The organism is Pseudomonas sp. St316, from assembly GCF_018325905.1.
Taxonomy (GTDB): domain Bacteria; phylum Pseudomonadota; class Gammaproteobacteria; order Pseudomonadales; family Pseudomonadaceae; genus Aquipseudomonas.
Map to the genome: position 1 here is coordinate 3,503,285 of NZ_AP021901.1, position 22,704 is coordinate 3,525,988.

Below are 22,704 nucleotides of genomic sequence, written 5' to 3' on the forward strand. Positions count from 1 at the left end.
CGCCATGACTCTTCAACAATCCCGTCGCCTGCAAAGCCTGCTACTGGGCACGCTGGCCTGGGCCATCGCGATCCTGATCTTCTTCCCGATCTTCTGGATGGTGCTGACCAGCTTCAAGACCGAAATCGACGCGTTCGCCACGCCGCCGCAGTTCATCTTCTCGCCCACGCTGGAGAACTACCTGCACATCAACGAGCGCAGCAACTACTTCAGCTTCGCCTGGAACTCGGTGGTGATTTCCTTCAGTGCCACCGCCCTGTGCCTGCTGATTGCGGTGCCGGCAGCCTACTCCATGGCGTTCTACGAAACCCAGCGCACCAAAGGCACGTTGCTGTGGATGCTCTCCACCAAGATGCTGCCACCCGTGGGCGTGCTGATGCCGATCTACCTGCTGGCCAAGCAGTTCGGCCTGCTGGATACCCAGGTCGCGCTGATCATCATCTACACCCTGATCAACCTGCCCATCGTGGTCTGGATGATCTACACCTACTTCAAGGACATTCCCCGCGACATCCTCGAAGCCGCGCGCCTGGATGGCGCCACCCTGTGGCAGGAAATGGTCCGCGTGCTGCTGCCGATTGCCAAGGGCGGCCTCGCGTCCACCGTACTGCTGTCGCTGATCCTGTGCTGGAACGAAGCGTTCTGGTCGCTGAACCTCACCTCCTCCAAAGCCGCGCCGCTGACGGCGTTGATCGCCTCTTATTCCAGCCCGGAAGGTTTGTTCTGGGCCAAATTGTCGGCCGTCTCGACGCTGGCCTGTGCGCCAATCCTGATCTTTGGCTGGATCAGCCAGAAACAGCTGGTCCGCGGTTTGTCCTTCGGCGCGGTGAAGTAACGCGCCCTACACCATTATCAGAAGTGGAGGCCCATCATCATGGCCAACCTGAAAATCAAGAATTTGCAAAAGGGTTTCGAAGGCTTCTCCATCATCAAGGGCATCGACCTTGAGGTGAACGACCGTGAGTTCGTGGTCTTCGTCGGCCCGTCGGGCTGTGGCAAGTCCACGCTGCTGCGGCTGATCGCCGGCCTTGAAGAAGTCAGCGACGGCACCATCGAACTGGATGGCCGGGACATTACCGAAGTCAGCCCGGCCAAGCGCGACCTGGCGATGGTGTTCCAGACCTACGCCCTGTACCCACACATGAGCGTGCGCAAGAACATGTCCTTCGCCCTGGACCTGGCCGGCGTGCCCAAGGCCGAGGTCGAGAAGAAGGTCAACGAAGCGGCACGCATCCTCGAACTGGGACCGATGCTCGAGCGCAAGCCCAAGCAACTGTCCGGTGGCCAGCGCCAGCGCGTGGCGATCGGCCGGGCCATCGTGCGTAACCCGAAAATCTTCCTGTTCGACGAGCCGCTGTCCAACCTCGACGCCGCCCTGCGGGTGCAGATGCGCCTGGAACTGGCACGCCTGCACAAAGAGTTGCAGGCGACCATGATCTACGTGACCCACGACCAGGTCGAAGCCATGACCCTGGCCGACAAGGTGGTGGTGCTCAATGGCGGGCGCATCGAGCAGGTCGGCTCGCCGCTGGAGCTGTATCACCAACCGGCCAACCTGTTTGTCGCCGGCTTCCTCGGCACGCCGAAAATGGGCTTTCTCAAAGGCAAGGTCACCGGCCTGGACAGTCAGGGCTGTGAAGTACTGCTGGACGCTGGTACGCGCATCAGCCTGCCCTTGAGCGGTGCCAGCCTGAGCGTTGGCGGCGCGGTGACCCTGGGGATTCGCCCGGAACACCTGAACCTGGCGCAACCGGGTGATTGCACCCTGCAAGTCACCGCCGACGTCAGCGAGCGACTGGGCAGCGACACCTTCTGCCACGTTGTCACGGCCTCCGGCGAAGCCTTGACCATGCGGGTTCGCGGCGATCTGGCGAGCCGTTTCGGCGAGCAACTGAGCCTGCACCTGGATGCTGAACACTGCCACTTATTCGATGCCGAGGGCGTTGCGGTGACCCGCGCGCTGCGCGCCGCCGCCTGATTGCCGAGACCTGCGATGAAACTCAACCGACAAAACCTGCACAACCTCAACCCTGACGTCGCCCTGCCCGCCTACCCTTTGGGTGACATCCGCCAAGGCATCGCCCACATCGGCGTCGGCGGTTTCCACCGGGCTCACCAGGCCTACTACACCGACGCGCTGATGAACACCGGCGCCGACCTGGACTGGGCCATCTGCGGCGTAGGTCTGCGCGCCGAGGATCGCCGCGCCCGGGACGACCTGGCCAGCCAGGATTACCTGTTCACCCTGTACGAACTGGGCGACACCGATGACACCGAAGTCCGGGTGATTGGTGCGATCAATGACATGTTACTGGCTGAAGATGGCGCCCAGGCACTGATCGACAAACTGGCCGACCCGCAGATCCGCATCGTCTCGCTGACCATCACCGAGGGCGGCTATTGCATCGACGACAGCAGCGGCGAGTTCATGGCCCACCTGCCGCAGATCCAGCACGACCTGACCCATCCCGAGGAACCAAAAACCGTCTTCGGCTTCCTCTGCGCCGCCCTGGCCAAGCGCCGCTCGGCCGGCATTCCGGCGTTCACCCTGATGTCCTGCGATAACCTGCCTCATAACGGCGCCGTGACCCGCAAGGCGTTACTGGCCTTCGCCGCGCTGCGCGACGCGGAGCTGGGGCAGTGGATCAACCGCAATGTCAGTTTCCCCAATGCCATGGTCGACCGCATCACGCCCATGACTAGCGTGGCCCATCGCCTGCAACTGCATGACGAACATGGCATCGACGACGCTTGGCCGGTGGTCTGCGAACCGTTCGTGCAATGGGTCCTGGAAGACAAGTTCGTCAACGGTCGCCCAGCCTGGGAAAAGGTCGGCGTGCAGTTCACTGATGACGTCACACCCTATGAAGAGATGAAAATCAAGTTGCTCAACGGCAGCCACCTGGCGTTGACCTACCTGGGCTTTCTCAAGGGTTATCGCTTCGTCCACGAGACCATGAACGATCCACTGTTCGTGAGCTACATGCGCGCCTACATGGACCTGGACGTGACGCCGCAACTGGCGCCAGTGCCCGGCATCGACCTGACCGACTATAAGAACACCCTGGTGGAGCGTTTTTCCAATCAGGCGATTGCCGACCAGTTGGAACGGGTCTGTTCGGACGGCTCGTCGAAGTTTCCAAAATTCACTGTGCCGACCATCAACCGCTTGATCGCCGACGGTGCTGAAACCCGCCGCGCGGCGCTGGTGGTGGCCGCCTGGGCCGTGTACCTCAAGGGCGTGGACGAGAACGGCGTGACGTATTCAATCCCGGACCCACGGGCAGCGTTTTGCCAGGCACTGGTGGCTGACGATGCGCTGGTGACCCAGCGGGTGCTGGAGGTGGAAGAAATCTTTGGCACCGCCATTCCCCGCTCGCCGGAGTTCGTGGCAGCATTCGAATGGTGCTGCAACAGCTTGCGCGAGCACGGGGTGACAAAAACCCTTGAGCGGATACTGGCTGACGTGAACTAAGCTCGGCGCGATCCACTCTTGTGGCGAGGGAATTTAGCCCCTCGCCACAGGTAATTCCCTGGCCACAGGTTCTATGTTTTGTTCTTTGATCCGAGGATTTCCATGGCAAACCCACAACTGTTCCTGGGCATCGACTGCGGCACCCAAGGCACCAAGGCGCTGATCCTGGACGCCACCAGTGGCCAGGTCCTCGGCCAGGGTGCCGCGGCACACGTCATGATCAGTGGCCCCAACGGGCGCCGTGAACAAGACACCGAGCAATGGCTCGATGCATTTACCCAAGCGACTCACCAAGCCTTGGCTGCCGCCGGCGTCGATGGCCAGGCGATCCTCGGTATCGGCGTCTCCGGCCAGCAACACGGCCTGGTCCTGCTTGATGACCAGGGCCAGGTCTTGCGCCCGGCCAAGCTGTGGTGCGACACCGAGACAACGCCGGAAAACGATCGGCTCCTGGCACACCTGGGCGGTGAAGACGGCAGCCTCGAACGCCTCGGCGTGGTGATTGCGCCGGGATACACGGTTTCCAAGCTGCTCTGGACACGGGAGCAGCACCCCCAGGTTTTCGAACGCATCGCCAGCGTCCTGCTGCCCCACGACTTCCTCAACTACTGGCTCACCGGTCGCCATTGCAGCGAATACGGCGACGCCTCGGGAACCGGCTATTTCAACGTACGCACCCGCCAATGGGACGTGCAACTGCTACAACACATCGACCCCAGCGCACGCTTGCAAGCGGCGCTGCCGGAACTGATCGAGGCCCATCAGCCGGTCGGACGCATCCGGCCGGCCATTGCTGCACACCTGGGCATCAACCCCGAAGCGGTGGTGGCAAGTGGTGGCGGCGACAATATGATGGGCGCCATCGGCACCGGGAACATTCAGCCCGGTGTGATCACCATGAGCCTCGGCTCATCAGGTACGGTCTACGCCTATGCCGCCGAACCTGCGGTCAGTCCACAGCCGTCCGTGGCGACGTTCTGCTCCTCCAGTGGTGGCTGGCTGCCGCTGATCTGCACCATGAACCTGACCAACGCCACCGGAGCGATTCGCGAATTGCTGGCGCTGGACATCGACACTTTCAACGCCCTGGTGGCCCAGGCTCCTATTGGCGCCGAGGGCGTGTGCATGCTGCCGTTCCTCAACGGCGAGCGCGTTCCCGCCCTGCCCCATGCCACCGGCAGCCTGCTGGGCCTGACCACGACCAACCTGACCCGGGCCAACCTGTGTCGCGCCGTGGTCGAAGGCACGACCTTCGGTTTGCGCTATGGCTTGGACCTGCTGCGGGCCAACGGACTCCAGGCCCAGAGCATTCGCCTGATCGGCGGTGGATCGAAGAGCGCGCAGTGGCGGCAGATCGTCGCCGACACCATGGACACCACGGTCATTTGCACCGAACAGAGCGAAGCCGCTGCCTTAGGGGCGGCGATCCAGGCAGCATGGTGCCACTCGGGTTCGCAGGCGGATTTGGCCGAGCTGTGCGAGCGCTGCGTCAAGCTCGACCCGACCAGCGAAACCCGGCCAATCGCCGCGCATGTCGCGGCGTCGCAACAGGCTTATGAACGTTATCGACAACACGTCGCAACCCTTTGAGAGCGGGAAACTATGTATTTGGTGTGTGGTGAAGCGCTGTTTGATTTTTTCAGTGAGACCGAGGCGGATGGCCCCGCCTCGCAAGTGAACTACAAGGCCATTGCCGGTGGTTCACCGTTCAACGTGGCCGTAGGGCTGCGTCGCCTGGGTGTTGAATCAGCGCTGTTTACGGGGTTGTCCACCGACTACCTGGGCCGACGCTTGCGGCAGGTGCTGCTCAATGAAGGTGTCAGCGCCCAATACCTGGTGGACTTCGACGCACCGACCACCCTGGCAATGGTTGCCGTAGGCGCCAATGGTTCGCCCCACTACAGTTTTCGCGGCGAAGGCTGCGCGGACCGACAACTGAGCCTGGCGCATCTGCCGGATCTGGGCCCCGAAGTACGCGGCTTGCATTTCGGCTCGTTCTCGCTGGTGGTCCAGCCCATCGCCGACACGCTCCTGGCCCTGATGCAACGCGAAAGCGGCCGGCGCCTGATCAGCCTCGACCCGAATGTGCGGCTCAACCCGCAGCCGGATATCGAGCTGTGGCGCTCACGAATTGCGACGCTGGTGCAATATGCCGACCTGATCAAGGTCAGTGACGAAGACCTGGACCTGCTCTACCCCGGGAAGGAGCCGGAGGCGATAATCGAAGGCTGGTTGGGTAACCGCTGCCAATTGGTCTTCCTGACCCGTGGCGGCCAGGGCGCTACGGTCTTCAGTCGCCAACACGGCTCATGGTCGCTGCCGTCCTGTCCGGTGAAGATCGCCGACACCGTGGGTGCAGGCGACACCTTCCAGGCCGCGCTGATTGCGTGGTTGACTGAACAACAATTGGATTCGGTCGAGGGTTTGCACGCCCTGACCCGGGAACAGATCAGCGCCATGCTTGAATTCGCCATTCGCGCCGCCGCCCTGACTTGCGGCAAGACCGGGCCGGACCTGCCCTACAGGCAACAATTGAACTAAATGGCCTATCGAAACTAAAAACTGGACGCCGGGTTCGGACATGACCGGACCCGAGCGTCAGGCTTACAAGGACAACGCCGTGATCAGCGGCCAGTCATCCGATGGTGTTGCTGATGAAAGTGATTGCCAGCGGCAGGGTTGTGGTCGAGCTCGGTACGCAGCTCGGCGATCAGGTCGTTGATGGCCCGGCAACCGGTGAGCTTATTGGCATCGATGTCGGTTTTGATCAAAGCCACGCGATCGGTTGCGTGATCGTCGTAAATCTTGACCGTCATCTTAAGCTCAGGTGACAAGGTGCATTGCGAGCGCTTGGGCAGCAAGCTGCTTTCAATGATGTTTCGCATTTCGAGGGCAGATAAAAACATGGCGACTCTCTCCTGTTGAGGCGGCCAATTTATGTTCACGATGGCGGTATTTTCGTCCGTTTTCTTCCCTGCGGACTGGGACTACGAATACCGTGCCATTCGTTCGTTCTTTTTGGCGTTTTCATTCAATGAGTTCGTCAAGCGAACTCTTGAATCATCCCGCAAAAAATATGCCTGTATTGACGACCCTGCGAATTGATATGAATCAAGCGCTTAGCTTCGTCCCGCGGCAGAGAGCTCGTGCAAAATGCAAGGAAACGGTACTTTTTCCATGCAAACTGCAATCACTTTTATCCTGTTCGCACCCTAGAGTAGCCCCTTATGTGAAAACTCAAGCGGGCATCCGTCGCCTGCTTCAAAAAAAGTGTGACGTAGCGTAAAAAAATCAAATCGCGCCCACCGCCGCACGCTCAGCCACATGGCGCAAACTGTCGAAATTGATGTTGGCACCCGAGTCGATCGCCACCAACGTCTGGCCTCGCGCCCCCGTCTGTGCCACGTACCGCTTGATGCCCGCCACCGCCAGTGCGCCCGACGGTTCGGTGATGGAACGGGTGTCGTCATAGATGTCCTTGATCGCGGCGCACAGTTGATCGTTGCTCACGGTCATCACTTCATCGACACAGAAACGGCAGATATCGAGGCCATGGGCGCCGATCTGCGCGACGGCGACGCCATCGGCGAAGGTTCCCACTTCCGGCAAGGTCACCCGCTCACCGGCTGCCAGCGCCGCCTGGAGACAAGCAGAATGCTGCGACTCGACGCCGATGATACGTACCTCCGGGCGCAGGTACTTGACGTAGGCCGCGATTCCAGCGATCAGCCCACCACCACCGACCGGGACGAAGATCGCATCCAACGGTCCGGGGTGCTGGCGCAGGATTTCCATGGCTACGGTGCCCTGCCCGGCGATCACGTCCGGGTCATCGAAAGGCGAGACAAACTCCCGTCCGGTTTGCTCGGCCAGGTCCAGCGCGTACGCCAGGGCAAACGGAAAGCTTTCCCCGTGCAGAATCGCTTCGGCGCCTCGGTTGCGCACGCCCAGCACCTTCAATTGCGGGGTGGTCACAGGCATGACGATGCTGGCCGAAATACCCAACTCCCGTGCCGCCAGCGCGACACCCTGGGCATGATTGCCGGCAGACGCGGTGATGACGCCTCGGACGCGCTGCTCCGGGGTCAGTTGCACGAGTTTGTTGTAGGCACCGCGGATCTTGAAGGAAAAAGTCGGTTGCAGGTCTTCACGCTTGAGCAGGATCCGGTTACCCAAGGCCTCGGACAGTGCAGGGGCCTCTTGCAGCGGCGTGCGCACGGCCAGTTCATAGACCGGCGCGGCGAGAATCTTCTTCACATAGTGCTCAAGCAGGGTTTGCTCGGCGCGGGTAACGGTCATGGCGATCTCCTGGTTCAGGCGGAGCCCAGGAGACAGAAAGAAAAAACCCGCCTCCAGGGCGGGTTGGGTGCAGCCGACAGCTAACCCGCCAAATAAGGAATGGCGGTAATAATGCTTGGCTGGCTGCGCAGTACGGTTAAAGTCATGGTTGAAAGTTAGCGGTGCGTTGGTGGCAAGTCAATGGCAAGTTCCCAATACTGATTAGCTGTGGCGACAGTCTCAAGTGAACACCATTACCTGTGGGAGCGAGCTTGCTCGCGATAACGGTGTGTCAGTCAGCATTAATGTCAGCCGACCCAAAGCCATCGCGAGCAAGCTCGCTCCCACCTTTTCTACAATGACTTGAGTCCGATTTTATACAACGCCCCGTCGTCCTCATCCGTAAGCACGTACAGGTAACCGTCCGGGCCCTGGCGAACATCCCGGACTCGCGCCTTGAGCTCACCCAGCAAACGCTCTTCGTGGACGACGTTGTCGCCCTGCAATTGCAGGCGGATCAGTTCTCCGGGCACCAGCGCCCCAATGAACACGTTGCGCTGCCAGGCCTTGAAACGATCATGGTCGTAGAACGCCATGCCGCTAAGCCCCGGTGACACCTGCCAGACGTGGTGAGGGTCAACGCCACCCTCGACGGTCTTGCCCTGGGCTTCGGGAATCGGGGCGCCGGAGTAATTGATGCCATGAGTCGCCAGTGGCCAGCCGTAGTTCTTGCCGCGCTCGATGATGTTCATCTCATCACCGCCCTTGGGCCCGTGTTCGTTCTCCCACAACGTGCCATTCCAAGGGTTGAGGGCGGCACCTTGGGGGTTGCGCATGCCGTAGGACCATATCTCGGGGCGGACGTTTTTCTGGCCGACAAAAGGGTTGTCGTCGGGCACCTTGCCGTCGGGGTAGATGCGCACGATCTTGCCTTGCAGCTTGTCCAGGTCCTGGGCGGTGGGCCGCTCGTTGTTTTCCCCCAAGGTAATGAACAGATAACCGTCACGGTCGAAGACCAAGCGCGAGCCAAAGTGGTTGCCCGTGGACAACTTGGGCTGCTGACGGAAGATCACGTCGAAATTCTTCAGGCTCTTGAGGTCTTCGGACAGTTGTCCGCGCCCCACGGCGGTACCGGCCTTGCCGTCTGCGCCCGCCTCGGCATAAGACAGGTAGACGGTGCGGTCCTGCTTGAAGTCGGGCGACAGCACCACGTCCAGCAGACCGCCCTGGCCCTTGGCCCACACTTCAGGCACGCCACTCAAAGGGGCGGACAATTGGCCATCGGGGCTGACCACACGCAGGTTGCCCGGTCGCTCCGTCACCAACATGCCCTGCTGGCCAGGCAAGAATGCGACGGACCAAGGGTGCTCCAGCCCCTTGACCACGGTGGTCACTTCCAGGGTGCCCTCCTCGCTCTTGAACGACTGGGTTGGCGCGGCTGCAGCCGAAGTGGCAAAGGTCAGGACAGCGCTGGCGCAACAGGCGGCCAGGAGTGTTTTACGCAACATGCACAATTCCTTCTGTGGTGTGAAAAGAGAGCGACGGTCTCCAGTACCTAGCGGTTGCCATTCTGGCTGCTCCTGGGTGGTGTAGGAGATTCGATGGTGGGGCGCGGCGAACCCGACGGTTGGCCGGAACGGGGGTAACCGTTGCCGATGCCACCGTTTTCCAGGGTCGGCGGGCGCGGTGCCGGCACCGTCGGGTTGTCATGAATCGTCGGCACATTCGACCGCGTGCCCTGCATGCTATTGGGATTGGCCCGTCGCGTCGGGCTGTTATAGGGATTGTTGTTGCCTGGCAGATTCTGGGCCAGAACCACGGGGCCTCCGCCCGGCGTAGCGGCCTGGACGGCGGCGGTCAGCAATAGCGTCATGATGGCAACTATCAGCCTGTTCATTCGGACACCTCCTGAGTTCAGGCATATCGAAAGCACGCTACGCCGCAGGTTCGCCCTTGTTAAGCAAAATGTCCGGCTGAAGATGTAACGAAGAGTCTCCGAACCAATCTGGGAGCAAGCGCGCTCCCACAGTGGAAACTTTTCCCAAGGCGCGAGGGTCACCAGAAAGACATCCACCGGCAAGGACACCACCACCATGGCACGGGCAATCTGGAAAGGCGCAATCAGTTTCGGGCTGGTCCACATTCCTGTCGCACTGGTGTCGGCCACCTCCTCCCAGGGCGTGGATTTTGACTGGCTGGACAAGCGCAGCATGGACCCGGTGGGCTACAAGCGAGTCAACAAGGCCACGGGCAAGGAAGTGACCAAGGAAAACATCGTCAAGGGCGTCCAGTACCAGAAAGGCCAGTACGTGCTGCTCAGCGAGGAAGAAATTCGTTCCGCCCACCCCAAGTCCACCCAGACCATCGATATCTTTGCCTTTGTCGACAGCGAGAAGATCCCGTTGCAAAACATCGACACGCCCTACTTTCTCGCCCCCGACAAACGCGGGGGCAAAGTCTATGCCCTGCTGCGCGAAACCCTGGTCAAGACCCACAAGGTCGCCCTTGCCCATGTCGTGCTGCATACCCGCCAGCACCTGGCGGCGCTCATGCCCCTTGAATCGGCGCTGGTACTGGTGATGCTGCGCTGGCCCGCCGAGGTGCGCGACCTTGATGTCCTGGAGTTGGGCGACGAGGTGACGAACCCGACCCTGGCCAAGGGCGAGCTGGAAATGGCCAAGCGTCTCGTGGAAGACATGAGCGCCGACTGGGAGCCGCAAAAATACCGGGACAGTTTCCAAGACAGAATCATGGAACTGGTGGAGAAAAAGGCCAATGAAGGCCGTCTCGAAGCGGTGGAGACCGACCCGGGCGAAGAACAACGCAAGACCGCCGATGTCATCGACCTTACCGAGTTGCTCAAGCGCAGCCTGGGCAGCAAGGGCAAGGTCCCCGACAAATCCGCCGGGAAGGCCCCTGCAAAACCTGCGAAAACCGGCAAATCCTCTCCTGCCAAAAAAGCCACCAAGGCCTCCCGGGGGTAAACCCTGGCGTGCGCAATACAAGGGAATCTGTCATGGCTAACGCCGAGAGTGAATCCGCTCGTTTGTCTAACGCCACGTCGGACGCTGCGACGGCCCGCCAGGCGCCTCGAAACCGCCTGCCTGAGCGTCTGTCGCCGCAATTGGCCACCCCCGTGGAAGAACCGCCTACCGGCGTATGGCGCTATGAGGTCCAATTCCACGGATATCGGCTGTTGACCCGCATCGAACGTGGCGAAGTCCGTTTGTTCAATCGCAATCACCAGGACTGGACCGAGCGGTTGAAGCTGCACGCCGACGCCCTGGCCGGGTTGAACCTGGGAGACAGTTGGCTCGACGGCGAACTGGTGCTGCTCGATGAGACCGGCCACTCCGATTTTGCGGCCCTGCGCCAGGCCTTCGACATCCACCGTACCGTCGACATGGTGTACTTCCTGTTCGATGCGCCGTTTCTCAATGGTGCCGACCTGCGTCAGGCGCCGGTGGAAGAACGCCGTTCAGCCCTGAAAAAAGCCCTTGGCAACAACGCCAGCAAGCGCCTGCGCTTTTCCGAGTCGTTTTCGGCCAGCCAGCACGACATGTTCGAAAGCGCTATCGCGCTCTCACTGGACAGCGTGGTCGGCAAGCGCCTGGGCAGCCCATATATGTCCCGGCGAAGCGCCGATTGGGTGAAACTCAAGTGCCGGTTGCGCCAAGCCTTCGTCATCGTCGGGTTTACCCGCCCCCAAGGCAAGCGCAGCGGTTTCGGCGCGCTGTCGCTGGCGGTCAACGGGCCGTCGGGGCTGGTGTACGCCGGTCGGGTCGGCACCGGATTCAGCCAGGCGCAAATCCAGCAATTACACGCGCAACTGTGCACGCAGCAGCGCGATACTTCGCCACTGGCGTTGCCACTCAACGGTGTGCAGGGACGCGGTGTGCAATGGGTCGAGCCTGACCTGACCTGCGAGGTCGAGTTCACTGAATGGACACGCGACAGCCAAGTGCGTCAGGCTATTTTCCTCGGTTTGTCGAGCAATATGCCGGCCAGCAAGGTGGTTCGCGAGCAGCCCCTGCCGATAAAGCCCACGACGCCAGAACCCAAGCGTCGCAGCAAAGCCCGTACGGCCAAAGTCGACGGTGTGATGATCACTCATCCCGATCGGGTCATCGACAGTGTCAGCGGCGTGCAAAAGGCCGAGCTGGCGCAGTATTACCTGGATATCGCCCCGTGGATCCTGCCGCACCTCAAGCAGCGGCCGGTTGCGCTGCTGCGGGCACCGGATGGTATCGGCGAAGAGCAGTTCTTCCAGAAACACGCCGATCGCCTGGACATTCCCCACATCAAACAGCTGGATCCGCGACTGGACCCGGGCCATGCGGCGCTGATGGAAATCGATGACATCCACGCCCTGGTCAGCGCAGCGCAGATGGGCACGGTGGAGCTGCACACCTGGACCGCGACCCATGACCGAATCGAAACACCCGACCTGTTCGTCCTGGACCTGGACCCGGACCCTTCGCTGCCCTGGAGCGCCATGATCGAGGCGACCCACATGACCTTGGCGGTGCTCGACGAGTTGGGTTTGCAGGCTTTTCTCAAGACCAGCGGTGGCAAAGGCATGCACGTGATCGTGCCCTTGGCGAGAAGTGAAAACTGGGACACCACCAAGGCGTTCGCCAAGGCCATCTCGCAGTTCCTGACCCGGCAAATGCCAGAGCGCATCACGGCCACCATGGGACCGAAGAACCGCATCGGGAAAATATTCGTCGACTACCTGCGCAACGCCCGCGGCGCCAGCACGGTGGCCGCCTACTCGGTGCGCGCCAGGCCAGGCCTGCCGGTCTCGGTACCGATTGCCCGCGCCGAACTGCAGACCCTGCGCAACGCCCAGCAATGGGATATTCATACCGCCCTGGAACGGGCCAAGGGCTTGGGCGCCGATCCTTGGGAAGGCTACAACCACCGTCAGCGGATCACGGCCAGGATGTGGGAGCAACTGGATGCGCAGAAACCCACCGACTGAGCATCCCATAGGAGCGCAGGAGCGCAGGAGCGTAGGAGTTGTCGAGTGCAACGAGGCTGCGATCTTTCCCAACCCATTGAGTCCCGAGCGAACGATCAAGATCAAGATCAAGATCAAGATCAAAAGATCGCAGCCTTCGCCAGCTCCTACGGGGCCACCTTCGGCTCAGATCCAGATAAAGATCGCCAGCAGGCCGCCAAAGAACGTCCACTTCTGCAGGTAATAAAGCGAACGGTTGCGTTTTTTCAGGGCCTTGCCCTGCAACCGTATCTTGTAGAGCCTGGAGAACGCCCGGTTCAAGGCGCCCGTCTTGTCGCCGGCGTCGTTGGGCGCACCGGCCGCTGCCATCACGGTGCGGCTGAACCAGCGGTTGAACGCGCTGGCCCAGCGAAACTTCATAGGCCGCTCCACATCGCAGAACAGGATGATGCGGTTATGGTCAGTGGTGTTCTGGGCATAATGAATGAACGTTTCGTCGAAGATCACCGCCTCGCCATCGCGCCAATGATAAGGCTCGCCATCGACGTTGATGTAGCAACCAGCATCGTTGGGCGTTTCCAGGCCCAGGTGATACCGATAGGACCCGGCATAGGGGTCGCGATGCCGGACCAACTTCGACCCCGGCGGCAACTCGGCAAACATCGCCGCCTTGATCGAGCCGATGCTCTGCACCAGTTCGGTGGTGCGGGGGCACAGCTTCATGGCCGAAGGATGGCTGTCGCCGTACCACTTCAGGTAAAAACGCTTCCAACCGGTCTTGAAGAACGAGTTGAAGCCCACATCGTCGTATTGATCGGAACGCTTGATCTGCCCTGCATGCAGCAGACCCAGGCCTTCGGCCCGGATCTCTTGCCAGTGGGCCTGCAACGGGCTCAGGTCCGGGAACTGCGCCGGGCTCAGGAACGGCTTGTTGGGCAGTTTCGAGCACAGGTAAAGCAGGCAATTGATCGGAGCGAGAAAAGACGAATGATCGCTCAGCTGGCGTCCGAACTTATGCCGCACGCGACCGCGCAGGTGGACGTAGCCAATGGAGAGAATATAGATCGCGACAATGATGAGCTTCACGGAATCCGTCACAATGCAGGAGTGAACAGGCTGCTTCTCCGGGCCAGCCAAGCGGCAAGGGAGATCGCATTGGGTGAGGTGGCATTTTAGTCACAGTTTGTCAGCGAACGTTATCCTGCAAATGTGAAAAACTGTCTTGCCCGGGCAATACCCTATCGTTTATGCGGCCAGACCAGTACAATCGCCGCCACTATTACGCGCCCCCTTTGGTCGATACCGCAAACGCGGCTTCGACGCACGTCTACCGGGCCAGGCGCTCCGTATGCTGCTGTCCTCTTATGCCGGATGGACCCTTGCGCTTGCGACCGCGACGCCTTTGCGCGGTCGGGACGTGCGCAAACAGGTACTGAACAGGTACTGCCGCACCCTTAGCTACTCTGAATGTTCCGCAGGATAAACCTTTGATCTCTACAGCTAACATCACGATGCAGTTCGGCGCCAAGCCACTGTTCGAAAACGTCTCTGTCAAATTCGGCGCGGGTAACCGCTACGGTCTGATTGGCGCCAACGGTTGCGGCAAGTCGACCTTCATGAAAATCCTCGGCGGCGACCTCGAACCGTCCGGCGGCCAGGTCATGCTCGAGCCGAACGTGCGCCTGGGTAAACTGCGCCAGGACCAGTTCGCCTACGAAGAATTCACCGTGATCGACACCGTGATCATGGGTCACGAAGAGCTGTGGAAGGTCAAGGCCGAGCGCGATCGCATCTATTCGCTGCCGGAAATGACCGAAGAAGACGGCATGGCCGTGGCCGAGCTGGAAACCGAATTTGCCGAGATGGACGGCTACACCGCCGAATCCCGTGCCGGTGAACTGCTGTTGGGCCTGGGGATTGGCATCGAACAGCATTTCGGCCCGATGAGCGAAGTGTCGCCAGGCTGGAAGCTGCGGGTGCTGCTGGCCCAGGCGCTGTTCTCCGACCCGGAAGTGCTGTTGCTGGACGAGCCGACCAACCACCTGGATATCAACACCATCCGCTGGCTGGAAAACGTGCTGACCCAGCGTTCGAGCTTGATGATCATCATCTCCCACGACCGTCACTTCCTGAACAGTGTCTGCACCCACATGGCGGACCTGGACTACGGCGAGCTGCGCCTGTTCCCGGGCAACTACGACGAGTACATGACCGTGGCGACCCAGTCCCGCGAGCAATTGCTGTCGGACAACGCCAAGAAGAAAGCGCAGATTTCCGAACTGCAGTCGTTCGTCAGCCGTTTCTCGGCCAACGCCTCGAAAGCCAAGCAGGCCACCTCCCGCGCCAAGCAGATCGACAAGATCCAACTGGCCGAGGTCAAGCCATCGAGCCGGGTCAGCCCGTTCATCCGCTTCGAGCAGACCAAGAAACTGCACCGCCAGGCGGTCATTGTCGAGCGCATGGCCAAGGGTTTTGACGGCAAGCCGCTGTTCAAGGACTTCAGCTTCACCGTCGAAGCCGGTGAACGCGTGGCGATCATTGGCCCGAACGGTATCGGCAAGACCACCTTGCTGCGCACCCTGGTCAATGAACTGGAACCCGATGCCGGTACCGTGAAATGGACCGACGCCGCGGAACTGGGCTACTACGCCCAGGACCATGCCCACGACTTCGAAGACGACGTCAACCTGTTCGACTGGATGGGCCAGTGGACCCAGGGCGGCGAACAACTGGTTCGTGGCACCTTGGGCCGCATGCTGTTCTCCAACGACGAGATCCTCAAGTCGGTCAAGGTCATTTCCGGTGGTGAGCAAGGCCGCATGTTGTTCGGCAAGCTGATCCTGCAAAAGCCGAACGTGCTGATCATGGACGAACCGACCAACCACTTGGACATGGAATCGATCGAAGCGCTGAACCTGGCGCTGGAAAACTACCCGGGCACGCTGATCTTCGTCAGCCACGACCGTGAGTTCGTATCGTCCCTGGCCACCCGCATCATCGAGCTCAGCGCCGACGGCGTGATCGACTTCAGCGGCACCTATGACGACTACCTGCGTAGCCAGGGTGTGGTGTTCTAACAACAGCCCTTGGCTGTACGCTGCAAAAGCAAAGCCCTGTCCACCGTGACAGGGCTTTTTGTATTTCAAGAGTAAAAACCTGTGGGGGCGAGCTTGCTCGCGATAGCGGTGTGTCGGTCACCATCAATGTCGGCTGACCCAAAGCCATCGCGAGCAAAGCTCGCTCCCACAGGGGATTCGTGACGCCCTTGAACATCCGGACTCCCCAGCACACTTAGTTAGCCTGCTTTCTTTTATCCTCACCTCGCGCCATGATGAGGCTCTCTTACCGCCGCCCGCGAACGAGCCCCATGCCTACGTCCTCACCTGCCCCCAGCTCTCTGTCGATTACCCTGCAGATCATCTCCATTGTTTTCTACACCTTCATCGCCTTCCTCTGCATCGGCCTGCCCATTGCCGTGCTGCCGGGGTATGTACACGAACAGTTAGGCTTCAGCGCAGTGGTGGCCGGGCTGACCATCGGTTCACAGTATCTGGCTACCCTGCTCAGCCGCCCCATGGCCGGGCGATTGTCGGACAGCGTCGGTACCAAGCGAGCAATCGTCTACGGGCTGTCGGGGATCGTGCTCAGCGGCTTGCTGACGCTGCTCTCGACCTTGCTGCAAAGCTTTCCCCTGCCCAGCCTGTTGATTCTGATTGCCGGCCGCTTGCTGCTCGGCGTGGCCCAAGGGCTGATCGGCGTGGGCACCATCAGTTGGTGCATGGGCCAGGTGGGTGTGGAGCACACGGCGCGCTCGATTTCCTGGAACGGCATCGCCTCGTACGGGGCCATTGCCATTGGCGCCCCGCTGGGGGTGGTGATGGTCGGTGAACTAGGTTTCGCCAGCCTGGGCGTTGCGTTGTCATTGCTGGCCGGCGTTGCGCTGTTGATGATACGCAACAAGCCGTCGGTGCCGGTCATTCGCGGCGAGCGCTTGCCTTTCTGGGCGGTGTTTGGGCGCATTGCGCCATTCGGGGCGGGCCTGAGCCTGGCGTCGATCGGCTACGGCACGCTCACCACGTTCATCACACTGTTTTATGTCAGTCGCGGCTGGACCGGCGCGGCCTGGTGCCTGACGGTGTTCGGTATCTGCTTCATCCTGGCGCGGTTGCTGTTCATTTCCAGCATTGCCCGTTTCGGCGGCTTCAACTCGGCCATTGCCTGCATGAGCATCGAAACCCTCGGGCTGGTATTGCTGTGGCTGGCGCCGTCCACCGCGTTCGCCCTGGTCGGTGCCGGGCTGGCCGGTTTCGGGCTGTCGCTGGTATACCCGGCGCTAGGCGTGGAGGCCATCAAGCAGGTGCCGAACAGCAGCCGTGGGGCGGGATTGAGCGCTTATGCGGTGTTCTTTGACCTGGCGCTGGCGATTGCCGGTCCGCTGATGGGAGCGGTGGCGTTGAACCTGGGCTATTCGTCGATCTTCTTCTGCGCCGCCTTGCTGTCCGTCACCGGACTGGGCCTGACCCTGCTGCTGCGTCGCCGAGCTATAAACGCACCTTATTGATCGTAATACGGTTGTTCACTGCCGTTTTTTGTTTTGAGAAGGTCCGCTATTTACTTGCTCTGGTGTGTATATCCATTGCTGCGGTAACGGCTGCTGGCGGTTCCGCTCTTACAGCGGGTCACTTTTGGAAGAGCGCCAAAAGTAACCAAAAGCGCTCTGCCCCACCACTTGGCACCTCGCCTAGGCTCGGTGTGCCCGAACGAAGGCATTGCTCCGTGGGCCGCCGCGAAGGGCCATCCATGGCCCAGCGCGGCTACCTCGGCATCCATGCCGAGGTGCCCACTACGCAATGCCTGCGTTCGGCCAGCGTGGTTTAACGGGGCGTCCAGATCAAGATCCAAAGCAAGAGCAAGAGCAAGAGCAAGAGCAAGAGCAAGAGCAAGGCCCATGCCGGCATCTAAGTGGCTGAACCACCGCTTTCGCGAGCAAGCTCGCTCCCACATGGTGCTGTGGGTGTTCACAACATCTGCACACGACACAAAAACCTGTGGGAGCGAGCTTGCTCGCGATGAGGTCAGCAAGCTCAACATCCATGTGACTGAACCACCACCATCGCGAGCAAGCTCGCTCCCACAGGAGAAACGCGGACCACACCCAGAACCAGGTCGGCTATCAGGCCGCCTCGCGGCGGACGTTGATCTCGGCGCCCCGTTAACCACGCTGGCCGAACGCAGGCATTGTGGAGTGGGCATCCCGGCATGGATGCCGGGATAGCCGCGCTGGGCCATGGATGGCCCTTCGCGGCGGGCCCACGGAGCAATGCCGGAGTGAGGGCACACCGAGCCTAAGCGAGGTGCCGAGTGGTGGGGCAGAAGCGTTTTGCTTACTTTTGACTGGGCCGGCTTCCGGGCTTCTCAAAAGTGAGCCGCTGTAAGAGCGGAACCATAAGCAGCCGTTACCGCAGAAATGGATATACACACCATCCTTACGTAAAACCATGCCTCTCTATTGATCAGCCGTCCTCATCCCCGCCCGGCTTGGCTTGCCCAATGCCTCGCCGAAGAAGCGACTGGCCTCCGAGATCATGGTGCGGTGGATGTCCTTGCGGTCGACACCGTCAGCATCTGTGCAAAGCGCTGGCATCGCAGCGATCTGCTCGTCGGTGCACGGTGCCAGGAAAACAAAATGCCCCGCGCCGGCCAGGGTCTTGAAGTCCGGTGCAGTGGGCAGTTTGCGGGCCAGAGCGGCGGCATTCTTGTCAAAAGCCACGAGTTTGTCGCCATCGCCGCTGTACAGCAGCACCGGCACATGGACATCGGCCAGGGTATGACGGCCAAACTTCAGGCTCAATGGCGCCATCAGCAACAAGGCCCGGACCCTGGGGTCGGCCACCGGTTGCAGATCATCACGGTCGGCAATCAGTTCACCCTGGGTGTTGCAGGCGTCACGGTCGTCCGGTCGCTCCGCGCAGTAGCGGCGCAGACGATTGAGGTCCGGCGTCGCACCGGACAGGATCAACGCGGTTTCGCCGCCGGCCGAATAGCCGATCACCCCGACCTGCCCCGCGTTGACGAACGGCGAGAGCATCGGGTCATTGAGCGTGGCGGTGATGGCTTCGGAAATCTGGATAGGTCGCCCGTACAGGTTGCTCAGGGTGCCAAGCCGGCTGTGATCCTGGGCGTTGTCACCGGGATGAATCACCGCCACCACGACAAACCCCTTGCGCGCCAGCGAAGTGGCCAGGTCGTGCAGGGCCAGCGGCGTACCGGTATTGCCATGGGACAGCATCAGCAGCGGAAAGCGGCCGATGGCGATCTGGGCGTCTGGCGCGGCATCGATCTGGTAGCCACCCAGCAGGCTGGACTGTTCCCGGTCAGTGGACGGATAAAAGGCAATGGCGTGCATCGGTTGCTGATCCAGCGGATCAAGAAAGCTCAGCTCATGGAAACCGGCGCTCCAATGCGGATGCGGCCCCGGTGCGGCCTGCACTGAACCGAGACTGGCTAACAAGCAAAGCAGCAGCGCTGCACCAAAACGTTTCATCGAATCTTCCACCTTCACCAGCGCACGGGAAGGCCCCGTCGCTCGCACTCTTGGCCGTGCATAACCTGCGCCATAACGCCCGGCGCCGAATGCAGAAAAACCCTGCATCCCGACCATCCAATGATGGCGAGAATACAGGGTTTTGCGAAGGTTGCCCCAATAGCTTTGGCGCCTTTACGCAAGCCTTACGCAGCGGCGAACTGCTGGCCGATCTGCAACGTGGCTTCGCGCATGGCTTTGGTACGCATATCGTCACCGTAGGCCAGGCCTTCGGCGCGGACGAATTCGATATCGGTGATGCCGAGGAAACCGAACATCTGCTTGAGATATTCCTCGTGACCCACGCTGCTCGGTTGGCCGGCATGCAAACCGCCTGCAGTGGAGACGATCACCAGTTTCTTGCCGCCACACAGGCCTTCAGGGCCGGCTTCGGTGTAGCGGAACGTCTGGCCGGCCACGGCAATGCGGTCGATCCAGGCCTTGAGTTGGGTCGGAATGCTGAAGTTATACATCGGCGCGGCGATGACCACCGCATCTGCCGCCAGGAACTCGGCCATCGTCGACGCGCTGAGATCGGCTTCGTGCTTCAGGGCCGCATCGCGCAATTCGGCGCTGGTGCCGGCGGCGATCAAGGTCTGGGCGGAAAAATGGCTGATGGCGTCAGCGGCCAAGTCACGGTAGGTGACGGTAATGCCTGGCTCGGCAGCTTTCCAGGCGTCAACCACTTCACGGCTCAATTGGCGGGAAGCAGAGTTGTCGCCGAGGATGCTCGAATCGATGTGCAATAGTTTCATGTGAGTGCTCTCCAAGTGAGGACCGCTACCAGGCGATCAATTGGAGACAATCCTATCGACGAAGCCAATGATCGATAAGTCAGCATAAATGCGATAGTTTGTCCCACTGACAGGACAATCGAGCTCAACATGCAAGACCTCAATGACTTGTATTACTTCGCCAAAGTCGTCGAAGCCGGCGGTTTCGCGGCGGCCGGGCGCTTGCTGGGCATTCCCAAGTCGCGGTTATCGCGGCGTATCGCCGAGCTGGAAGAACGCCTCGGCGCCCGGTTGCTCCAGCGCACCACCCGTCAATTGAAATTGACCGCAGTCGGCGAACGTTACCTGCGTCATTGCCAGGCCATGTTGCTGGAGGCCGAGATGGCCGACGAAGCGGTGGCGAGCATGTCCAGCGAACCTCGTGGCCGATTGCGGGTGTCGAGTCCGGTAGGGCTGGCCCACCAGTTCCTGCCGGCGATCATCGAAACCTTCCTGGCGAAGTACCCTTTGGTGCAACTGGACATGACCCTGCTCAACCGGCGGGTGGACCTGGTCAGCGAAGGCATCGATGTGGCATTGCGCGTGCGCGACCAGGGGGACGAGGACCCGCTGTTGATGACCCGGCGTTTGCGCCCGGCACGACTGATGCTGGTGGCCAGCCCGGCCTTTGTCGAAGGGCAACGGATCGAAACCCCGGACGATCTCAAACCGTTACCGGTGCTGGGGGCATTGGAAGCCGATCGCCTGGTGCACCTGCGTTTGCTCAAGGCCGATGGGCAGCGGGTCGAACTGGGCCTGGAGGCCCGTCTGGGCGTCGACGACTTCATTGTGCGCCGCGCCTGCACCCTCGCCGGCCTGGGCTTCACTTTATTGCCGAGCATGTATTGCGAGCAGGAATTGCGTGACGGCACACTGGTGGAGTTGCTGCCTGGATGGTCGTTGCCCGATGGCTGGCTCCAGGCGGTCTACCCGCATCGGCGCGGCATGCTGCCGGCGGTGCGTGCATGGATCGATCATTTGGTGGAAGCCTTCGAGGGCTGTGGAGAGAGAACGCTATGAGTTTGAGCGAAGAGGATGTCGCGACGTTTTGCCTGGGCCTGCCCGGCGCCAGGGAGGACTACAAATGGGGCGGTGTGCGGGTGTTTTCCATTGCCAGGAACAAAATGTTCGCCTTGCAGGGGCTAAGGGGCGACTCGTTGGCGTTCAAGGTCGACAAGGACCTGTTCCTGGGACACTGCGACCGGCCGGGCATTCAGCCCGCGCCTTACCTGGCGCGGGCCCAGTGGGTCATCATGCAGGTGCCCTACCCGCTGGGTGCCGAAGAGCTGCGTGGCCTGCTGCAACGCTCACACCAATTGGTGGTCAGCAAATTGCCCAAGCGCACACAGGTGGGCTTGTTGCTCTAGCCATTCAGAACAGATAGCTGCCCAGGAACAACTGGTCGATCCAGAACACCTGGTGCAGCAGCACGATGAACCAGAACACCACCTGGAACGACACCTTACGGGTCTTGTGGCGAAACAGCTGCTGGGCCAGCAAGGCGCCAGGCCAACCGCCGGCCAGCTCCACCGCATGCAACACGTTCTCCGGGGTGCGCCAGGCGTCGACGCGCGCCTTGCGTTTGTCGCTCCAGTACAGCAGGAACGCCACCACGCTGACGACGCCATAAGCCACCATCGGCACCCACGACACCGCCCGCAGCCCGAACAGCAGCGAACCGGACAACGGCAGGGCACAGAGCAGCGCAAACACCATCAGCTTGAACCGCAGATGCTGCACGGCGCCTTCAACGTTGCGCCCGGCGTGTTTGCGGTTGCCTGATCGGGGGTTCATGGCTTGGCAGCGGTCCAGTCCACCCAGCCGAACTGCCAGGTTGCCAGGATCAACAGGCCGAAGGCGATTCGATACCAGGCGAACACGGCGTAGCTGTGGCTGGCGATGAATCGCAGCAGGCCCTTGACCGCAATCATGGCGAAAATGAACGCCGTGACGAAGCCAATGGCGAACACCGGGAAATCCGCCGGGACGAACAACTCACGGTATTTGTAGCCCGAGTAGACTGCCGCGCCGACCATGGTCGGCATCGCCAGGAAGAACGAAAACTCGGTAGCGGTTTTACGCGACAGCCCGAACAGCAGGCCACCGATAATGGTCGCGCCGGAACGGGAGGTGCCTGGGATCATCGCAATGCATTGGGCCAGGCCGACCTTCAGCGCGTCCTTCCAGGAGATCTCGTCCACCGTTTCGGCGTGCACCTGGTGCTGGCGCTTCTCGGCCCAGAGCATCACCAGACCGCCCACCACCAACGCCGTGGCCACCGTGATCGGGTTGAACAGGTTGTGGTGGATCCAGTCGGCAAGCAGCACACCCAAGACCACGGCGGGCAGGAAGGCGATCAGCAGGTTGGCGGTAAACCGGCGGGCGCTGGGTTGCGTCGGCAGGCCCAGCACCACGTCGAAGATCTTGCGCCGGAACTCCCAGACCACCGCCAGGATAGCGCCGAGCTGGATGATTATGTTGAACGCCATCGCACGTTCGCCACCGAACTCAAGCAAGTCGGCGACAATGATCTGGTGCCCCGTGCTGGAAATCGGCAGAAACTCCGTCAAGCCTTCTACTACGCCAAGAATCAGTGCCGAAAAGGCGGTCCACAAATCCATTCATCCCCCAA

At 61.1% G+C, this 22,704-nt stretch carries 20 protein-coding genes; 11 read left to right on the forward strand and 9 right to left on the reverse strand.

Translation table 11 applies throughout. The annotated features are described in order from the left end of the window. Positions 1-4: 4 nt before the first annotated feature. The 5 genes from KI237_RS15660 to KI237_RS15680 all read left to right on the forward strand — a co-directional run bounded on the left by KI237_RS15660 (position 5) and on the right by KI237_RS15680 (position 6,016). Positions 5-835 carry a carbohydrate ABC transporter permease gene (locus KI237_RS15660; RefSeq protein ID WP_212796011.1) on the forward strand — a complete coding sequence of 277 codons (831 nt, stop codon included), beginning with the start codon at positions 5-7 and terminating at the stop codon, positions 833-835. A gap of 39 nt (positions 836-874) precedes the next feature. Then, the gene (locus tag KI237_RS15665) at positions 875-1,978 is read left to right on the forward strand and encodes an ABC transporter ATP-binding protein (protein ID WP_003202326.1); all 1,104 of its coding nucleotides are present in this window, start codon (positions 875-877) and stop codon (positions 1,976-1,978) included. Positions 1,979-1,993: 15 nt separating this feature from the next. Continuing rightward, positions 1,994-3,475 (forward strand): mannitol dehydrogenase family protein, encoded by a 1,482-nt coding sequence (locus tag KI237_RS15670; RefSeq protein ID WP_212796012.1) that lies wholly within the window; start codon positions 1,994-1,996, stop codon positions 3,473-3,475. Positions 3,476-3,577: 102 nt separating this feature from the next. After that, positions 3,578-5,065, forward strand: coding sequence for a xylulokinase (gene xylB / locus KI237_RS15675; RefSeq protein WP_212796013.1), 1,488 nt, complete (start codon positions 3,578-3,580; stop codon positions 5,063-5,065). 12 nt (positions 5,066-5,077) lie between these two features. After that, positions 5,078-6,016: a carbohydrate kinase family protein gene (locus tag KI237_RS15680; RefSeq protein ID WP_212796014.1), complete on the forward strand. Its 939-nt coding sequence runs from the start codon at positions 5,078-5,080 to the stop codon at positions 6,014-6,016. 83 nt (positions 6,017-6,099) lie between these two features. Here the strand turns inward: KI237_RS15680 and KI237_RS15685 are convergent, their stop codons facing one another. The 4 genes from KI237_RS15685 to KI237_RS15700 all read right to left on the reverse strand — a co-directional run bounded on the left by KI237_RS15685 (position 6,100) and on the right by KI237_RS15700 (position 9,650). Beyond that, entirely contained in the window at positions 6,100-6,381 is a 282-nt protein-coding gene (locus KI237_RS15685; protein WP_212800625.1) for a DUF1652 domain-containing protein, read from the reverse strand. Positions 6,382-6,766: 385 nt separating this feature from the next. Then, the gene (gene ilvA / locus KI237_RS15690) at positions 6,767-7,774 is read right to left on the reverse strand and encodes a threonine ammonia-lyase, biosynthetic (RefSeq protein WP_212796015.1); all 1,008 of its coding nucleotides are present in this window, start codon (positions 7,772-7,774) and stop codon (positions 6,767-6,769) included. Between the two features lie 332 nt (positions 7,775-8,106). Then, complete coding sequence (locus KI237_RS15695; RefSeq protein WP_212796016.1) at positions 8,107-9,261, reverse strand: PQQ-dependent sugar dehydrogenase; 1,155 nt, start codon at positions 9,259-9,261, stop codon at positions 8,107-8,109. 47 nt (positions 9,262-9,308) lie between these two features. Next, positions 9,309-9,650: a hypothetical protein gene (locus KI237_RS15700; protein ID WP_212796017.1), complete on the reverse strand. Its 342-nt coding sequence runs from the start codon at positions 9,648-9,650 to the stop codon at positions 9,309-9,311. A gap of 196 nt (positions 9,651-9,846) precedes the next feature. Between KI237_RS15700 and ku the strand changes: the two genes are divergently transcribed. After that, positions 9,847-10,737 carry a non-homologous end joining protein Ku gene (gene ku / locus KI237_RS15705; protein WP_212796018.1) on the forward strand — a complete coding sequence of 297 codons (891 nt, stop codon included), beginning with the start codon at positions 9,847-9,849 and terminating at the stop codon, positions 10,735-10,737. Between the two features lie 32 nt (positions 10,738-10,769). Beyond that, positions 10,770-12,737, forward strand: a complete 1,968-nt coding sequence (gene ligD / locus KI237_RS15710; RefSeq protein WP_212796019.1) for a DNA ligase D — start codon at positions 10,770-10,772, stop codon at positions 12,735-12,737. Between the two features lie 165 nt (positions 12,738-12,902). Here ligD and lpxO read toward each other — a convergent pair whose 3' ends face one another. Further along, a complete protein-coding gene (gene lpxO / locus KI237_RS15715) occupies positions 12,903-13,802 on the reverse strand; it encodes a lipid A hydroxylase LpxO (RefSeq protein WP_212796020.1) in 900 nt (299 codons plus the stop codon). Between the two features lie 401 nt (positions 13,803-14,203). On the opposite strand from lpxO, the gene KI237_RS15720 reads away from it, so the two are divergent. Continuing rightward, complete coding sequence (locus tag KI237_RS15720) at positions 14,204-15,793, forward strand: ABC-F family ATPase (RefSeq protein ID WP_212796021.1); 1,590 nt, start codon at positions 14,204-14,206, stop codon at positions 15,791-15,793. Between the two features lie 290 nt (positions 15,794-16,083). Continuing rightward, positions 16,084-17,277 carry an MFS transporter gene (locus tag KI237_RS15725; protein WP_212796022.1) on the forward strand — a complete coding sequence of 398 codons (1,194 nt, stop codon included), beginning with the start codon at positions 16,084-16,086 and terminating at the stop codon, positions 17,275-17,277. Between the two features lie 945 nt (positions 17,278-18,222). On the opposite strand, the gene KI237_RS15730 is transcribed toward KI237_RS15725, so the two are convergent. Together KI237_RS15730 and KI237_RS15735 are read right to left on the reverse strand one after the other, a co-directional pair. Further along, on the reverse strand, positions 18,223-19,260 hold the full coding sequence (locus tag KI237_RS15730) for an alpha/beta hydrolase family protein (RefSeq protein ID WP_212796023.1): 1,038 nt from the start codon (positions 19,258-19,260) through the stop codon (positions 18,223-18,225). 185 nt (positions 19,261-19,445) lie between these two features. After that, positions 19,446-20,054 carry an FMN-dependent NADH-azoreductase gene (locus KI237_RS15735; RefSeq protein ID WP_212796024.1) on the reverse strand — a complete coding sequence of 203 codons (609 nt, stop codon included), beginning with the start codon at positions 20,052-20,054 and terminating at the stop codon, positions 19,446-19,448. 129 nt (positions 20,055-20,183) lie between these two features. Between KI237_RS15735 and KI237_RS15740 the strand changes: the two genes are divergently transcribed. Continuing rightward, positions 20,184-21,092 carry a LysR substrate-binding domain-containing protein gene (locus tag KI237_RS15740; protein WP_212796025.1) on the forward strand — a complete coding sequence of 303 codons (909 nt, stop codon included), beginning with the start codon at positions 20,184-20,186 and terminating at the stop codon, positions 21,090-21,092. Continuing rightward, on the forward strand, positions 21,089-21,439 hold the full coding sequence (locus KI237_RS15745; RefSeq protein WP_212796026.1) for an MmcQ/YjbR family DNA-binding protein: 351 nt from the start codon (positions 21,089-21,091) through the stop codon (positions 21,437-21,439). Before KI237_RS15740 ends, KI237_RS15745 begins: the two co-directional genes overlap by 4 nt. Before the next feature lie 4 nt (positions 21,440-21,443). Here KI237_RS15745 and KI237_RS15750 read toward each other — a convergent pair whose 3' ends face one another. Both KI237_RS15750 and KI237_RS15755 read right to left on the reverse strand, forming a co-directional pair. Beyond that, positions 21,444-21,866 (reverse strand): DUF1294 domain-containing protein, encoded by a 423-nt coding sequence (locus tag KI237_RS15750; protein WP_212796027.1) that lies wholly within the window; start codon positions 21,864-21,866, stop codon positions 21,444-21,446. Continuing rightward, a complete protein-coding gene (locus KI237_RS15755) occupies positions 21,863-22,693 on the reverse strand; it encodes an undecaprenyl-diphosphate phosphatase (RefSeq protein ID WP_212796028.1) in 831 nt (276 codons plus the stop codon). Before KI237_RS15755 ends, KI237_RS15750 begins: the two co-directional genes overlap by 4 nt. Positions 22,694-22,704: the final 11 nt, after the last annotated feature.

Coding starts and splice junctions, on each gene's coding strand:
- KI237_RS15700 (WP_212796017.1), bottom strand. CDS start 9,650: ATGAACAGGCTGATAGTTGCCATCATGACGCTATTGCTGACCGCCGCC.
- KI237_RS15730 (WP_212796023.1), bottom strand. CDS start 19,260: ATGAAACGTTTTGGTGCAGCGCTGCTGCTTTGCTTGTTAGCCAGTCTC.
- KI237_RS15740 (WP_212796025.1), top strand. CDS start 20,184: ATGCAAGACCTCAATGACTTGTATTACTTCGCCAAAGTCGTCGAAGCC.
- KI237_RS15665 (WP_003202326.1), top strand. CDS start 875: ATGGCCAACCTGAAAATCAAGAATTTGCAAAAGGGTTTCGAAGGCTTC.
- ilvA (WP_212796015.1), bottom strand. CDS start 7,774: ATGACCGTTACCCGCGCCGAGCAAACCCTGCTTGAGCACTATGTGAAG.
- KI237_RS15750 (WP_212796027.1), bottom strand. CDS start 21,866: ATGAACCCCCGATCAGGCAACCGCAAACACGCCGGGCGCAACGTTGAA.
- KI237_RS15680 (WP_212796014.1), top strand. CDS start 5,078: ATGTATTTGGTGTGTGGTGAAGCGCTGTTTGATTTTTTCAGTGAGACC.
- ku (WP_212796018.1), top strand. CDS start 9,847: ATGGCACGGGCAATCTGGAAAGGCGCAATCAGTTTCGGGCTGGTCCAC.
- KI237_RS15695 (WP_212796016.1), bottom strand. CDS start 9,261: ATGTTGCGTAAAACACTCCTGGCCGCCTGTTGCGCCAGCGCTGTCCTG.
- KI237_RS15670 (WP_212796012.1), top strand. CDS start 1,994: ATGAAACTCAACCGACAAAACCTGCACAACCTCAACCCTGACGTCGCC.
- xylB (WP_212796013.1), top strand. CDS start 3,578: ATGGCAAACCCACAACTGTTCCTGGGCATCGACTGCGGCACCCAAGGC.
- KI237_RS15735 (WP_212796024.1), bottom strand. CDS start 20,054: ATGAAACTATTGCACATCGATTCGAGCATCCTCGGCGACAACTCTGCT.
- KI237_RS15725 (WP_212796022.1), top strand. CDS start 16,084: ATGCCTACGTCCTCACCTGCCCCCAGCTCTCTGTCGATTACCCTGCAG.
- ligD (WP_212796019.1), top strand. CDS start 10,770: ATGGCTAACGCCGAGAGTGAATCCGCTCGTTTGTCTAACGCCACGTCG.
- KI237_RS15745 (WP_212796026.1), top strand. CDS start 21,089: ATGAGTTTGAGCGAAGAGGATGTCGCGACGTTTTGCCTGGGCCTGCCC.
- KI237_RS15660 (WP_212796011.1), top strand. CDS start 5: ATGACTCTTCAACAATCCCGTCGCCTGCAAAGCCTGCTACTGGGCACG.
- KI237_RS15685 (WP_212800625.1), bottom strand. CDS start 6,381: ATGTTTTTATCTGCCCTCGAAATGCGAAACATCATTGAAAGCAGCTTG.
- KI237_RS15755 (WP_212796028.1), bottom strand. CDS start 22,693: ATGGATTTGTGGACCGCCTTTTCGGCACTGATTCTTGGCGTAGTAGAA.